This is a genomic window from Streptomyces yongxingensis (genome assembly GCF_055597465.1).
Genome location: NZ_CM145717.1, coordinates 5,312,643 through 5,326,454, shown reverse-complemented (window position 1 = coordinate 5,326,454; position 13,812 = coordinate 5,312,643). Strand labels below are relative to the sequence as shown.

The 13,812-nt window shown below is 71.5% G+C and carries 15 protein-coding genes; 8 read left to right on the top strand and 7 right to left on the bottom strand.

Annotated features, from left to right (window positions below; translation table 11 throughout):
* Positions 1-92: 92 nt before the first annotated feature.
* A complete protein-coding gene (pstS, locus tag ACZ6TD_RS22765; RefSeq protein WP_471356861.1) occupies positions 93-1,214 on the bottom strand; it encodes a phosphate ABC transporter substrate-binding protein PstS in 1,122 nt (373 codons plus the stop codon).
* A gap of 635 nt (positions 1,215-1,849) precedes the next feature.
* On the opposite strand from pstS, the gene ACZ6TD_RS22760 reads away from it, so the two are divergent.
* The gene (locus ACZ6TD_RS22760) at positions 1,850-2,929 is read left to right on the top strand and encodes a C40 family peptidase (protein WP_471356859.1); all 1,080 of its coding nucleotides are present in this window, start codon (positions 1,850-1,852) and stop codon (positions 2,927-2,929) included.
* 35 nt (positions 2,930-2,964) lie between these two features.
* On the opposite strand, the gene ACZ6TD_RS22755 is transcribed toward ACZ6TD_RS22760, so the two are convergent.
* Positions 2,965-3,489, bottom strand: coding sequence for an O-acetyl-ADP-ribose deacetylase (locus tag ACZ6TD_RS22755; protein ID WP_471356857.1), 525 nt, complete (start codon positions 3,487-3,489; stop codon positions 2,965-2,967).
* Between the two features lie 232 nt (positions 3,490-3,721).
* Here ACZ6TD_RS22755 and ACZ6TD_RS22750 point away from each other — a divergent pair, with 232 nt between their 5' ends.
* On the top strand, positions 3,722-4,948 hold the full coding sequence (locus ACZ6TD_RS22750; RefSeq protein ID WP_471356855.1) for a PP2C family protein-serine/threonine phosphatase: 1,227 nt from the start codon (positions 3,722-3,724) through the stop codon (positions 4,946-4,948).
* An 83-nt stretch (positions 4,949-5,031) separates the two neighbouring features.
* Here ACZ6TD_RS22750 and ACZ6TD_RS22745 read toward each other — a convergent pair whose 3' ends face one another.
* The 3 genes from ACZ6TD_RS22745 to ACZ6TD_RS22735 all read right to left on the bottom strand — a co-directional run bounded on the left by ACZ6TD_RS22745 (position 5,032) and on the right by ACZ6TD_RS22735 (position 6,609).
* Positions 5,032-5,376 (bottom strand): DUF2516 family protein, encoded by a 345-nt coding sequence (locus ACZ6TD_RS22745; RefSeq protein ID WP_037955086.1) that lies wholly within the window; start codon positions 5,374-5,376, stop codon positions 5,032-5,034.
* 120 nt (positions 5,377-5,496) lie between these two features.
* Complete coding sequence (locus tag ACZ6TD_RS22740; RefSeq protein WP_471356853.1) at positions 5,497-6,177, bottom strand: hypothetical protein; 681 nt, start codon at positions 6,175-6,177, stop codon at positions 5,497-5,499.
* An 18-nt stretch (positions 6,178-6,195) separates the two neighbouring features.
* The gene (locus ACZ6TD_RS22735; RefSeq protein WP_137978909.1) at positions 6,196-6,609 is read right to left on the bottom strand and encodes a helix-turn-helix domain-containing protein; all 414 of its coding nucleotides are present in this window, start codon (positions 6,607-6,609) and stop codon (positions 6,196-6,198) included.
* A gap of 239 nt (positions 6,610-6,848) precedes the next feature.
* Here ACZ6TD_RS22735 and ACZ6TD_RS22730 point away from each other — a divergent pair, with 239 nt between their 5' ends.
* From ACZ6TD_RS22730 to ACZ6TD_RS22715, 4 genes are all read left to right on the top strand, one after another.
* Positions 6,849-7,205 carry a YciI family protein gene (locus ACZ6TD_RS22730; protein WP_191068298.1) on the top strand — a complete coding sequence of 119 codons (357 nt, stop codon included), beginning with the start codon at positions 6,849-6,851 and terminating at the stop codon, positions 7,203-7,205.
* Positions 7,206-7,252: 47 nt separating this feature from the next.
* Positions 7,253-8,542, top strand: a complete 1,290-nt coding sequence (locus tag ACZ6TD_RS22725) for an RNA polymerase sigma factor (protein ID WP_471356848.1) — start codon at positions 7,253-7,255, stop codon at positions 8,540-8,542.
* A 42-nt stretch (positions 8,543-8,584) separates the two neighbouring features.
* Positions 8,585-9,475 carry an aldo/keto reductase gene (locus tag ACZ6TD_RS22720; protein WP_471356845.1) on the top strand — a complete coding sequence of 297 codons (891 nt, stop codon included), beginning with the start codon at positions 8,585-8,587 and terminating at the stop codon, positions 9,473-9,475.
* Between the two features lie 142 nt (positions 9,476-9,617).
* Positions 9,618-10,151, top strand: a complete 534-nt coding sequence (locus ACZ6TD_RS22715) for a GNAT family N-acetyltransferase (protein WP_471356844.1) — start codon at positions 9,618-9,620, stop codon at positions 10,149-10,151.
* On the opposite strand, the gene ACZ6TD_RS22710 is transcribed toward ACZ6TD_RS22715, so the two are convergent.
* Complete coding sequence (locus ACZ6TD_RS22710) at positions 10,148-10,969, bottom strand: NAD(P)H-dependent oxidoreductase (protein WP_471356841.1); 822 nt, start codon at positions 10,967-10,969, stop codon at positions 10,148-10,150. The two genes, ACZ6TD_RS22715 and ACZ6TD_RS22710, sit on opposite strands and share 4 nt — an antisense overlap.
* A 152-nt stretch (positions 10,970-11,121) precedes the next feature.
* Complete coding sequence (locus ACZ6TD_RS22705) at positions 11,122-11,871, bottom strand: TetR/AcrR family transcriptional regulator (RefSeq protein ID WP_471356838.1); 750 nt, start codon at positions 11,869-11,871, stop codon at positions 11,122-11,124.
* Between the two features lie 121 nt (positions 11,872-11,992).
* Between ACZ6TD_RS22705 and ACZ6TD_RS22700 the strand changes: the two genes are divergently transcribed.
* A complete protein-coding gene (locus tag ACZ6TD_RS22700) occupies positions 11,993-13,033 on the top strand; it encodes an ATP-binding cassette domain-containing protein (protein WP_471356836.1) in 1,041 nt (346 codons plus the stop codon).
* Positions 13,026-13,769, top strand: a complete 744-nt coding sequence (locus tag ACZ6TD_RS22695) for an ABC transporter permease (protein WP_471356835.1) — start codon at positions 13,026-13,028, stop codon at positions 13,767-13,769. The genes ACZ6TD_RS22700 and ACZ6TD_RS22695 overlap by 8 nt, the downstream gene beginning before the upstream one ends.
* The last annotated feature ends 43 nt before the right edge of the window (positions 13,770-13,812 follow it).

Below are 13,812 nucleotides of genomic sequence, written 5' to 3'. Positions count from 1 at the left end.
TGAGCGGGTGAGGCTCCTGGTGCGGCGGTGCACCGGACGATGCGGCTGACTCCGCCGCGGCGATCGCCGCGGCGGAGTCAGCCGCACTCGGGTCAGGAGAGGCTCTTGACGCTCTCGCGGACCTTGTTGGCGATCTCGGTCGGCAGCGGGGCGTAGCCCAGCTCCTTCAGCGAGGTCTGGCCGTCCTCGCTGGCGACGTAGGTCAGGAAGGACTTGGTCGCGGCGAGGGTGCTCGCCTTGTTGCCCTTGTCACAGGCGATCTCGTAGGTGACCAGGGTGATCGGGTAGGCCCCGTCGGCCTTGGTGTCGTACGCCAGGTCCAGGGCCAGGTCCTTGCCGGTGCCCTTGATCTTGGCCTCGGAGATGGCCTTGGAGGCGTTGTCGACGGTGGCCTGGACCGGGGCGGATGCGCCGGTGTCCAGGTCGACGGTCTTGATGCTGTTCGCGGTCGCGTAGGAGAGCTCGAAGTACGAGATCGCGCCCGAGACCTGCTTGACCTGCGAGGAGACACCGGAGGAGCCGTCGGCCGACTGGCCGCCCTCGCCCTCCCACGCCTTGCCCGGCTCGTGCGGCCACGCCTTGGGCGCGGCGGCCTTGAGGTACTTGGTGAAGTTGTCCGTGGTGCCCGACTCGTCGGAGCGGTGGAACGCCTGGATCTTGAGGCTCGGAAGCTTCGCGTCCTTGTTCAGCGCCTTGATCGCGGGGTCGTCCCACTTCTTGATCTCGGAGTTGAAGATCTTGGCGAGGACCTCGGCGTTCAGCGTCAGCTTGTCCACGCCGGGCACGTTGAAGCCGACGGCGATCGGGCCGCCGACCATCGGCAGGTCAATGGCCTTGCCGCCCTTGCAGACCTGCTCCGAGGACTTGATCTCTTCGGGCTTCAGCGCCGAGTCGGAACCCGCGAAGGCGGTCTTGCCCTGCAGGAACTCCTGGATGCCCGCGCCCGAGCCGGTGGCCTTGTAGTTGAGCTTGGTGTCCTTGCACGCCTCGCCGTAGGTCTTGATCCACAGGTCCATGGCGTTCTTCTGCGCGGAGGAGCCGGAGGCCAGCAGCTGCCCCTTGCCGTCGCACTTGATGTTGGAGGCGGCCTTGGAGTCGCCGCCGCCACCGCCGCTGTTGTCGTCGGAGCCGCACGCCGTGAGGACAAGGGCGCCGGAGACAGCGAGGGCACCGGCGGCGATGGCGCGAAGCCGGTTCTTGCGCTGAAGCTTCACTTTCAGGAGTTCCTTCCAGAAGCCGCCGGTGGGGGACGGCGCGAGATGGGTGGAGCGCACTTGTTGTGGCGTGCGCCGGAGCCGTGCACGGCTCACGCTCAGTAGGGCCGAAAGTAGGCAGATCAGGTGAAGCGGCCTGAGGGGGTGAGTTAACGGATGGTGAACCTCGGCCGTCAGTGTGGTGGCCATGTCACGGCCAGGTCACGGCTGGATCGCAGCGAGGGTGACCTCCTCGCGGAGGTCGCCCGGGGCCCGCCCGACACCGGTGCGGCACCCGTCCGGGTGAACCGGATCGGGGTGGCTGCCGGCGTAACCGCCGCGTGTCTCTGTCGGATTGCGGTACGGCATGTCACTATCCGTCCCTACGTGCCGGTACGTCAGATCTGGCGCGCGAGGCCCTGTCCGGCGGGTCTTCGCGGATCAGCCCGCGGCGTCTGGTGCGGTGCATCGCAAGGCGGAGGGTCGTCCTCGTACCGGGTTGTACTCGGACGATCCCGACAACGCAGCGAGGTGCCGTGCCAGGCGTCGCGGGCCCGCGAAGGCCCGCCGGACAGGGCCTGGAGGGACAGGAGCGCGCACGGCCGGAGCGGAACGAGAGGAGACCGCGGGTGAGGCGGGACGGGAGAGGGAGGGGCGTGAGCGTCGCCGCGGCCACCGCGCTCGTCTGCGCGCTGGGACTGTCGGCCGTACCGGAGGCGGCGTACGCCGCGCCCGGCGAGCCGGGGCCGACGCCGGGTGGCGGGGCCGGTGGCGGGACCGGTGGCGGCGGGGCCGGGGACCGGAGGCTGGAGGCGGTCCGTCAGGAGGTCGAGGGGCTCTACCGCAAGGCGGAGTCCGCCACCGACGCGTACAACCTGGCGCGGGAGAAACAGGTCCGGCAGGAGAAGTCCATCCTGAAGATCGCCCGAGCCGTGGTGAAGGCCCAGAAGGAGATGGCCGGACTGCGCAAGCGGGCCGGGGCGATGGCCCGGGCGCAGTACCGCGGCGGCGGGATGCCCGCGGAGGCGCGGCTGTTCCTCAACGGCGACCCGGGGGACTTCCTCGACGGCGTCACGCTCGCGCGCAAGGGTGAAAAGGCGACCCACGGTCTGATCGGCCGTCTGGCGCGCACCCAGGTGGCGCTGGACCGCTACGCCGAGTCGGCCTCCCAGGAGTGGGAACGGCTGGACCGGAGCCGGGCGAAGAAGGCGGCCGCGAAGAAGGAGATCCTCCGCAAGCTGGCCCGGGCGCAGCGGCTGGAGTCCCGGCTGGCGAAGGACGAGCGGGAGCGGCTGCGCCGGCTGGAGGAGGACAAGGCCCGTGGTGCGCAGGCGAAGTGGCTGGACACCGGGATACTGCGGGAGCTCGGCGGCGGCGCCACCGCGAGGGGCGGCCGCGCGGTCGACTTCGCGAAGGACCAGCTCGGCAAGGACTATGTGTGGGGCGCGGTGGGCCCGGACACCTATGACTGTTCGGGGCTGACCCAGCGGGCGTGGGCGGCGGCGGGCCGGGCGATCCCGCGGACCTCGCAGGAGCAGTGGCGGCTGCTGCCGAAGGTGAGCGTGAAGGACATGCGCCCGGGTGATCTGATCATCTACTTCCGGGACGCGAGCCATGTGGGGATGTACGTGGGCAGCGGCGCGATGATCCACGCCCCCCGCCCCGGCCGCCAGGTGACGGTCGCGGGCGCGGGCTCGATGCCCATCCTGGGCGTGGTGCGGCCGGACGCGAGGTAGTGACGCGAGGTGGTACCGGCCCGGCCACCGGAGGCTCAGGCCGGCGGCAGCTCGTCCAGGGCCGTCTCGAAGGCGTCGTACGCGCGCTGGTCGAAGAGGACGAAGCGGGCCTCGGTGACCGAGGTGTCCGCATCGCGGACGGTGGTGAGCGCGATCCGGGCCGCGTCGTCCAGGGGCCAGCGGTAGACGCCGGTGGAGACGGCCGGGAAGGCCACCGTACGGGCGCCCAGTTCGTCGGCGACCCGCAGCGCCGCGCGGTAGCAGGAGGCGAGGGTGGCCGAGCGGTCCTCGGCCGCGGAGAAGACCGGTCCGACCGTATGGATCACCCAGCGGGCGGGCAGCCGGCCGGCCGTGGTGGCGACCGCTTCACCGGCCGGAAGTCCCTTGCCGTAGCGGGATGCGCGCAGATCGCGGCATTCATCCAGAATGTCGGGTCCGCCCCGCCGGTGGATGGCTCCGTCGACGCCACCCCCTCCCAACAGGGAGGAGTTGGCCGCGTTCACGACCGCGTCGACGCTCTGCTCGGTGATATCGCCCAGCGCCAGCGTGATGTTCGTCATCCCGGGATTGTCTCCCGGGCCGCCAAGTGCCGCATGACGTGCGGCATATGACAAAAGTCGGTGCCTGGAGGTCATTCCGTGAAACGGCCGCCTAGCGCTAAGGTCGCCTGGCAGTATCCGGTACCCGCGCCCTGACGCCGTTGAAACCGACCAGTCGGTGTGCGTACCGGAATCCCACAGTGCTCCACCGGTCGGCGGGGCGCGCCCTCGGGGGGAGGGAAGGAATCGAGCGATGTCCGTACCCGTGCCGAGGCAACGGGAGGCACCGGCCCAGTCAGCCGGTCCCGCCACCCTGCCCGACAACGGGCTCACCCTGCTGGTGATCGAGGACGATCCGTCCGGTGCCTTCAACGTTCCCGAGATGCTGGATACCGAGGGTAACCGGGTCCGCATCCGTTCGGCCCGCAACCTCACCGAGGCCAGCCGGCTGCTCACCGACGGGGTGCAGTGCATCCTCCTGGCCCTGCCGGGCCCGCGCCACGACGGCGCGGACTCGCTGGCCATGCTGCGCGAGGTGCTGAGGCTCGCGCCCTCGCACGCCGTCCTCGTGCTCACCGCGGAGGACGACGCCGAGCGCGCCGCCGAGGCGGTGCGGGTGGGCGCCCAGGACTTCCTCTTCCGCGGCGAGCTGGACGGCCGGATCCTCAGCCGCGCCATCCGCTACGCCGTCGAGCGCAAACGCTCCGACCTCGCCCAGCGCCAGCTCACCGAGTCCCGGCTGCGCGCCCAGGAGAACGCCCGGCTGGAGCGCGGCCTGCTGCCCACCCCGCTGCTGGACGGCTCGGGGCTGCGCTTCACCGCCCGCTACCGGCCCGGCCGCAGCCGGGCGCTGCTCGGCGGCGACTTCTACGACACCGTCCGCACCCCGGACGGCACGGTCCACGCGATGATCGGCGACGTCTGCGGCCACGGCCCGGACGAGGCCGCCCTCGGGGTGGAGCTGCGGATCGCCTGGCGCGCCCTGACCTTCGCCGGGCTCTGCGGCGATCAACTGCTCGGCACCCTTCAGCAGGTGCTGGAGAACGAACGCGCCGACGATGAGATATTCGCCACACTGTGCACGGTCGACATCGCCCCGGACGGCCGCCGGGCCGGGGTCTGCCTGGCCGGGCACCCCTCACCGCTGGCGATCCGCCCGAGCATGGCGCCCCGGCTGCTGCCGACCGACGAGAACGGCCCGGCGCTGGGCCTGCTGCCGAACGCCCGCTGGCCGTGCCGCGAGGTCGAGCTCGGCGGGGCGTGGAGCCTGATGATGTACACCGACGGGCTGATCGAGGGCCGCGTCGGGCAGGGGGTGCAGCGGCTCGGCCAGGAGGGGATGGTCGAGATCGTGGCGCGCCAGGTCGCGGAGGGACGGCGCGGTGAGGAACTGCTGGACGCGACCGTCACCGAGGTGCGGTCGCTGAACGGCGGGGAGCTGACCGACGATCTGGCGGTGCTGCTGCTGGACCGCGGCTGACCGGCCGCGGCCCGTCGTGATGTCGCTCGTGCCCGCTGTCGGCCGCTGACCCGTGCCCGCTTACGGCTGCCGGCTCGTGCCCGCTATCGGCCGTTGAAGGGTCCGTAAGGGCCGTCGGAGCTGGAGCCGCGGCCGCGCGGCCAGCGGCGGCCACCGCCGGATACCTGCCGCAGCGCGGGCCGGACGTCGACGATGTACACGATCGTCGCGATCAGCCCGATGATCGGCAGGAAGTCCAGGATCCCCATGAAGAAGTTCACCGCGGCCGCGAGACCGAGGATGATCAACCAGAACGCCTTGGTCTGCTTGTCCGCCGCTCGATACGCGTCCTCCCGGCGGATCGCCGAGTCGACGAAGGCGAAGAGGCTGAAGAGGAGCAGGGCCCAGGAGACCCAGTACATCAGCTTGCCGAAGCCTTCAACCAGCACGCCGTCCACCGCCTAGAAGATATGTATGGGAAGCGTCTCTGCGGGCCACCGTACCCGCCCACCGGGCCGGGCACGCAGGCTGTGCCCGGCGTACCCGGCCCGGTCGTGGGTGTGCGCGCGTCAGCCGGCCGACTTCGGCTCCGGCTTCTTGGCGGCGGTGGCGGGCTTGTTGCCGCGGGGCGGGGCCTTCTTGGCCTGGGAGGCCGACGAGGCCGCGGACGTCTGCGCGCCCGAGTGGCCGGAATTGCTCGACGCGGCCGGGGTGGCCGGCTTGGCCGGGGACTTCGGGGCCTCCTTGGAGTCCATGGCGACCGACTGCGTCGGCGCCTTGGACCGGGCGGCGTGGCCGTCCCGCTCCTCCTTGGGCTCGATCGCGCCGGCGATGTCGACGACCTCGTCGGCCGCCTCACCGCGCCAGTTCCGCACGACCTCCTGGCCGTGCTCGGCCACCTCGTCGTACCGCTCCCGCGCCTTCACGGCGAGCTCGGCGGCCCGGCCCACACCCTGCAGGGCGAGCTCCTGCGCCGTGTCGCGCAGCCGCTTGATGTCCGTGTCGAGCGTGCCCAGCATCTCGGTGAGCTTGTCCTGGGCGCCCTTGGCCTGCTGGGAGACCCGCTCCTGCACGACCTTGGGGTCGGTGTTGCGCACCGCGTTCAGGCGCTCCGGGGCCTCCGCGACGATCTTCTCGACGAACGACGGCACCTCCTTGAGCTTCTGGGCGGCGATGTCGGCCGTGCCCGCCATGAAGTACAGCGGGGTCGGGTCGGTGAGGGTCTTGCGTACGTCGTCGGTGATGGCCATGGTGATGGTCCTCCCGGATCAGTTCGAGGGTGCGGCGACGTCGGCGCCGGTGTCGGGGGTGTCGGAGGCGTCGTCCGAGGCGGTCTGGAGCCCGTTCTCCTTGCGGAAGGACTCGTAGATCTGCAGCAGGACCTGCTTCTGCCGCTCGTTGATCGAGGGGTCGGCGAGTATCACGCTGCGCACCTCGGTCTCTTCGCGGTCCCGCTCGTCGAGGATCCCCGCCTGTACGTACAGGGTCTCGGCGGATATCCGCAGCGCCTTCGCCAGCTGCTGCAGGATCTCGGCGCTCGGCTTGCGCAGCCCGCGCTCGATCTGGCTGAGGTACGGATTGGACACCCCGGCCGCATCGGCCAGCTGCCGCAGCGACAGCTGCGCACTGCGCCGCTGCTCGCGCAGGAACTCGCCGAGGTTGCCGACGTTGAGTGATGCCATGCCTCGATGCTGCAACAGGTGTGCTAACTATTGCAAGCATTTGCTTGCAATAGTGGCGCGTGTCATGCGGCGCCCGTCGGTGTGAGCCGGTCGGTGCGACCCCGTCGGTGCGACTCCGTCAAAAAATTTCGTGAGGTCTGTCGATCCGGGCGGTGCCCGTTCGACGCAGGGGTGAGAGGCGGGGGAAGCCCCCGGCCTCCGTTCCGGAATCCCGATCTCGTTCCACATGAGGAGTCACCATGCCGCGCTATCTGTCGATGATCCGCGTCGATGAGCAGAACGCCCCCGCCGAGGGCCCCAGCCCCGAGCTCATGGAGCGGATGGGCGAGCTGATCGAGGAGATGACCAAGGCCGGGGTCATGCTGGACACGGCCGGGCTCACCCCGACCTCCGACGGCACCCGGGTCACCTGGTCCGGCGGAAAGATCAGCTGCACCGACGGCCCCTTCACCGAGAGCAAGGAGGTCATCGGCGGCTACGCCCTGCTCCAGGCCAAGGACAAGGCCGAGGCCCTGGAGTGGACCAAGCGGTTCCTGCGGGTCCATGAGGAGTTCTGGACCATCACCGTCGAGGTCCGCGAGGTGGTCGAACCCTGAGCCGGTAACGCTTGCTCCGTCCCCTTACGGCTGCTCTGATAGTGGCCGTGACGGCAGCAAGCCCGGCCGATGCGGCGAAAGCGGCTGAAAACGCCCAGAGCGGCGAAACAGCCGGCATCGCCAGAACGGTCGAAACGGTCTTCAGGATCGAGTCCGCGCGGATCATCGCAGGCGTCGCCCGCATCGTGCGGGACGTCGGGCTGGCCGAGGAACTCGCGCAGGACGCCCTGGTCACCGCGCTGGAGCGGTGGCCGGAGTCGGGCGCGCCGGACAATCCGGGCGCCTGGCTCATGGCCACCGCCAAGCACCGTGCGATCGATCTCGTCCGCCGTAAGGAGACCTACGCGCGCAAGCTGGCGGAGGTCGGGCGGGCCCTGGAGGACGTCTCACCGCCCGACCCGGCGGATCTCGCCGGGACCGCCGAGGACATCGACGACGATCTGCTGCGGCTGATCTTCACCGCGTGCCATCCCGTGCTGTCCACCCAGGCCCGGGTCGCGCTCACCCTGCGGCTGCTGGGCGGGCTGACGACGGAGGAGATCGCCCGCGCGTTCCTGGTCCCGGAGCCCACGGTCGCCCAGCGCATCGTCCGGGCCAAGCGGACGCTCGCCAAGGCCGAGGTCCCCTTCGAGGTGCCGTACGGCGACGACCGGACCGCCCGGCTCTCCTCGGTCCTGGAGGTCGTCTACCTCGTCTTCAACGAGGGCTACTCCGCGACGACGGGCGACGATCTGGTGCGCCCGGCCCTGTGCGAGGACGCGCTGCGCCTGGCGCGGGTGCTGGCGGGGCTGCTGCCCCAGGAGCCCGAAGTGCACGGACTGGTCTCGCTGCTGGAGTTCCAGTCCTCCCGGATCGCGGCCCGCACCGGCCCCGGCGGTGAGCCGGTGCTGCTCGCCGACCAGAACCGCACCAAGTGGAACCGCCTGCTCATCCGCCGGGGCGTCGAGGCCCTCCAGCGGGCAGGCCAGGGTCCGTACTCCCTCCAGGCCGCCATCGCCGCCTGCCACGCACGCGCGATCCGCTACGAGGACACCGACTGGACGGCCATCGCCGCACTCTACGGCCGGCTGATGGCGCTCGCCCCGTCCCCGGTGGTGGAGCTCAACCGGGCGGTCGCCGTCGCGATGGCGGAGGGGCCGGCGGCGGGTCTGAAACTGGTCGAGGCGCTGGCGGAGGAACCGGCCCTCAAGGACTACCACCTGCTGCCGAGCGTCCGCGGGGATCTGCTGGAGCGGCTGGGGCGGCATGAGGAGGCCCGGACGGAGTTCACGCGTGCGGCGGCCCTGACCCGTAACGCCCGTGAGCGGGCGCTGCTGCTGGAGCGGTCGTCGGGCTGAGCTGATCTTGTGGTCGGGGCGAAAAGGTGCGCATGCTGCCCCATGACCTCATCCTCTTCCTCATCCCCGTTTTCCTCGTTTTTGTTTTCCCACCTCTCGTCACCGGCCGATCGGCTGGGCTTCGGGGCCATGCAGCTGCCGGGGCGGTGGGGCGGTCCCGTCGTCGAGCGGGCCACGGCCGTGGCGGTCGCACGGCGCGCCGTCGAGCTGGGCGTCCGTCATATCGACACCGCCGCCTTCTACTTCTCCGCCACCGAGCGGGCCAACGACCTCCTGCGCGCGGCCCTGCACCCGTACCCCGAGCACCTCACCATCGCCACCAAGATCGGGCCGCTGCGCACCGCGACCGGGGAGATGTACGCGGAGGCGCGGCCGGAGCAGCTGCGGGAGCTGGTGGAGGAGAACCTGCGGCAGCTGGGCGTGGACGCGCTCGATCTGGTGTATCTGCGGGTGGGGCGGCTCAAGGCGGTGGGCGGGGTACCGATCGGGGAGCGGTTCGGCGCGCTGGCCGCACTGCGGGACGAGGGGCTGGTGCGGGAGCTCGGGGTGAGCAATGTGAGCGCCGAGCAGCTCGCCGAGGCCCGCGCGATCGCGCCCGTGGCGGCGGTGCAGAACCGGTTCGGGGTGCTCGATCAGGCCGACGGGGCGCTGGTGGACGAGTGCGCCGCGGCCGGGATCGCCTATATGCCGTTCTTCGCGCTGGGCGGCGGCCACACCGCCCTGGAGAACGAGAACCTGCGGACGGTCGCGGAGCGGCGCGGCGCGACCGCGCATCAGATCGCCCTCGCCTGGGGCCTCGCCCGCTCGCCCGCGATCATCCAGATCCCCGGCACCAGCTCACTGGCCCACCTCGAGGAGAACATGGCGGCGGCGCGGATCGCCCTCGACGAGGACGACATGGCGCTGCTGAAGCGGGTGGCGTCGGCGGGCTGACGCCGGGCGGGCCGGGCGGGCCAGGCGGTACGGACCGTACGGGCGGTACGGGCCGTGACCTGGGCGCGAGGCCGTTGTCGTACCCCCGTGGTCGAATGAACGGAAGGCGGGCGCAGGGTGCGCCGACGGCGGGAGGTGGCCGATGTCCGGTGGGGCGAGCGGGGCGTGGGTGCGGCTCGAGCCGTGGGAGGACAGCGCGCTCTGCCTCGAGCTGCTGCGCCGCGTCAACAGCCTGGAGATGACGAGCCACTTGGGCGGACCGGAGAGCGAGGAGCGGATCCTGGTCCGCCACCGGCGGTATGCCGAGCTGACCGGGCCGGGCGCCGGGCGGATGTACCGGATCGTGCTGCCGGAGGGGGACGAGACGGCCGGCAGCATCGGGTACTGGGAGCGGGAGTGGCGGGGTGAGTCGGTGTACGAGACCGGCTGGGCCGTGCTGCCGCCGTTCCAGGGGCGGGGGATCGCGGCCGCGGCCGCGAGGGAGGTGGCCCGGGCGGCTGCGGCGCAGCGGACCCATCGGTATCTGCACGCGTATCCGTCCGTCGGCCACCCCGCGTCGAACGGGGTGTGCCGCAAGGCCGGTTTCACGCTGCTCGGCGAGTGCGAGTTCGAGTATCCGGTGGGGACGATGACGCGGTGCAACGACTGGCGGCTGGAGCTGTGGCCGCCCGCTTAGCCGTTTTCGGCCGTCTGCGCGTCCTGGGCGTCTCCGGCGGCCGGGGTGCGGGGCCGCGCGTAGTGCACGGAGAGGCCGGTGCGGCCCGGCAGGAGGTCGGGGCGCAGCACCAGGCGCTCGTCGTAGTCCCCGCCGTTCTGGCGGCGGAACGGAATCGGCTCCTCGGTCGGCAGTGCGGCCAGCCGCTTCCGCAGCTCGGCGGCATGGGTCTCGTACACCTCGGCCGGGACCCGGTCCGCGCCGTACACCACATACGGCGGCAGCACGGACATCCCGCTGTACCAGAAGGTGCCGTGGTGCAGCGGGAACAGCAGATCGCCGATCTCGCCGTTGACGCCGCGCGGCCCCATGGTGGCCTCGGGCGCCCCGGCGGTCAGCACCACCATGGCGCGCTTACCGGCCAGCTTGCCGTCCCCGTAGCGCAGGGTGCGGCCGTCCGGCCCGGTGATCCCGTACGCGAAGCCCTTGACGAAGACGCGGTCGAACCAGCCCTTGAGGATGGCGGGCATGCCGTACCACCACAGCGGGAACTGCACGACGAGCGCATCGGCCCAGGCGATCTTCTCCTGTTCGGCGCGGATGTCCTCGCTGAGCGTCCCCGCGTCGTAGGCGCGCCGCGAGGCGGCCCCGACGATGAGGCGTTCGTCCGCGTCATGCCGGAAGTCGGCGCCGTCCACCACGGGGTTCCAGCGCATCGCGTAGAGATCGGACAAGCGGTACTCATGGCCCGCCTCGCGCAGGGCGCGCAGCCCCTCGTCGCGCAACGCCCCGCTGAGGGAGCGCTGTTCGGGGTGGGCGAATATCCACAGCACGTTCATGCCCACCATGCTCGGAAACCGGCCCCGGGGCCGACGAGTGGCCGGATGGCCAGGATGTGCAAGAATCTGGCCAGCCCCTGAGGGCGTGGGGACCAGCCCCGTGGGCGTGGGGACCAGCCCCGTGGGTGTGCGGAGCGCGCGGATCCGGGCGGTCAGCCCCGCGCGCTGACCAGCGCCTCCACACCGTCGAGGATCCGCTCCAGGCCGAAGACGAACTCGTCGTCAGGGCCGCCCGGGACGTCGAACTCTCCCGTCCGCAGCGCCGCCGTCACCGCCGGGAAGCGCTCGGCGTCGGTCAGCTTCCCCAGCAGCCTGGCCCAGGACGCCATCGAGGACTCGAGGCTCTGCCCGCTGCGCTGCCGGGCCGCCAGGATGTCGAAGGTCAGCCGAGCCTCGTTGCGGACAAAGCCGCTGACCAGCATCAGTACGGAGATCTTCTCGCCCTCGCTGAGGTTCGTGCCGCGGAGGCAGGCCAGTCCGCGCTCCATCCAGGCCACCGAGTTGGGCGTCGAGGGCGGGGCGCTGGTCGGGACGTTCACCACCCATGGATGGCGGGCGAAGGCGGTGCGCAGCGCCCAGGCCCAGTCGCTGAACCCGGCCCGCCAGCCTTCGGCCGGGGCGCCGGGCGGGGGCGGGCCGTAGGCCGCGTCCTCCATCAGCATCAGCAGTTCGTCCTTGGCCGAGACATAGCGGTACAGGGACATCGTGGAGACGCCCAGTTCGGACGCGACCCGGCTCATGGAGACCGCGCCGAGGCCGTCCGTCGAGGCGATCCCGACGGCGGCGTCGACGATCCGGCCCAGGGTCAGCCCGGGGCGGGGTCCCTTGCCCGGGCGTTCCCGCAGTCCCCAGGCGGCCTCGATGCTCGCCGGCAGGCCGGTGCCGCTCTCCTCGGTGGCCATGGCCTCGGGATCCTCCGTACCTACGTGCGCTGATGGTGGCTCGATTGACCGCCATACTAGAGTTGTGTATACCCTACGCAGTAGCGCGTATGGCATACGCAGAAAGCGGAGCGGGGGAATCATGACCCATCGACCAGCCGTCGAGGCGAGCGGCCTCGAGAAGTCCTACGGGGCGGTGAAGGTGCTCAGGGGCGTCGATCTGTCGGTCGCGCCCGGCAGCGTCTTCGCGCTGCTCGGCCCCAACGGGGCGGGCAAGACCACGACCGTGCGGATCCTGGCCACGCTGACGCCACCGGACGCCGGGCGGGCCCACGTCGCGGGCTTCGACGTGGTCGCCGACCGCTGCCGGGTCCGCCGCGCCATCAGCCTCACCGGGCAGTACGCCGCGGTGGACGAGATGCAGACCGGCGAGGAGAACCTGCGGATGATGGGGCGGCTGACCCGGCTCGGCCGCGCCGAGGCCCGCGGCCGCGCTCGGGAACTGCTCGAGCGCTTCGGCCTCACCGGCGCCGCCCGCCGCACCGTGGGCACCTACTCCGGCGGGATGCGCCGTCGGCTCGACCTCGCCGCGGGCCTGGTCGGCCGCCCCGAGGTGATCTTCCTGGACGAGCCGACCACCGGACTCGACCCACGCAGCCGACAGGCCATGTGGGAGGTGGTCAAGGGGCTGGTGACGGACGGGGTGACGGTCTTCCTCACCACCCAGTACCTGGAGGAGGCCGACCGACTCGCCGATCGCGTCGCCGTGGTGGACGGCGGCCGGGTGGTGGCCGAGGGCACCCCGGCCGAGCTGAAGGAGCGCGTGGCCGGGCAGCGGCTCGACCTCGTGCTCGGTGATGTCACGGCGTACGAGACGGTCGCGCGCCACCTCGGCGTACGGCTCGTCCGGAGCGACGCCGACCGGCTGACGCTGGGCGTCGCGACGGACGGCAGCGCCGCCCAAGTGCGGGCCCTGCTCGACGAGATCGACCCCGGGCGCCGCGCCGTGGACCGCTTCACCGTGCACAGCGCGACGCTCGACGATGTCTTCATGGCCCTGACCGGCCATGGCACCGGGGGCGAGAGCCGTACCGGCGGAGGCGACAGCCGTAACGGCGGGGGCGAAAGCCGCGGTGCCGGGGGAGAGAGCGCCGCGGGGGAGAAGGAGACGGCCGGTGTTTGACGCGATCGTTCTGACCGGCCGCACCATCCGGCTGAGCAGGCGCAATCTCGACGCGGTGCTCACCGCCATGCTGCTGCCGATCATGCTGATGCTGGTCTTTGTCTACTTCTTCGGCGGTGCCATCCACACCGGTACCGAGTACGTCACCTATGTCGTCCCCGGGGTGATGCTGCTGTGCGCGGGCTTCGGCTCGGCCAACACGGCGGTCACCGTCACCAATGACATGGCCGGCGGCATCATCGACCGCTTCCGGTCCCTGGACATCGGCGGCACCCCGATCCTGGCGGGTCATGTGGCCGCGAGCGTGCTGCGCAACACGGTCGCGACCACGATCGTCTTCGGGGTGGCCTTCCTCATCGGCTTCCGGCCGGCCGCCGGTCCGCTCGACTGGCTGGCCGTGGCCGGGATCCTGCTGATGTTCATCCTCGCGATCTCCTGGCTGTCGGCCTGCTTCGGGCTGATCGCCAGGTCGCCGGAGGCGGCGGGCGGGTTCACCTTCCTGATGATGTTCCTGCCGTATCCCAGCAGCGCGTTCGTGCCCATCGACACCATGCCGGGCTGGCTGCACGGGTTCGCGGAGCACCAGCCCGTCACCCCGGTCATCGAGGCCCTGCGGGGGCTGCTGCTGGACCGGCCGGTCGGGGACAGCGCCTGGCAGGCCCTGGTCTGGTGCGGCGGAATCCTGGCGGTGGCGGCCGGGCTGTCGGGCGTGCTCTTCCGCCGCCGCACCGGCTGAGCCGCTGAGCCGCTGAGCCGGGTTCCCGGCGGCGCCGTCAACG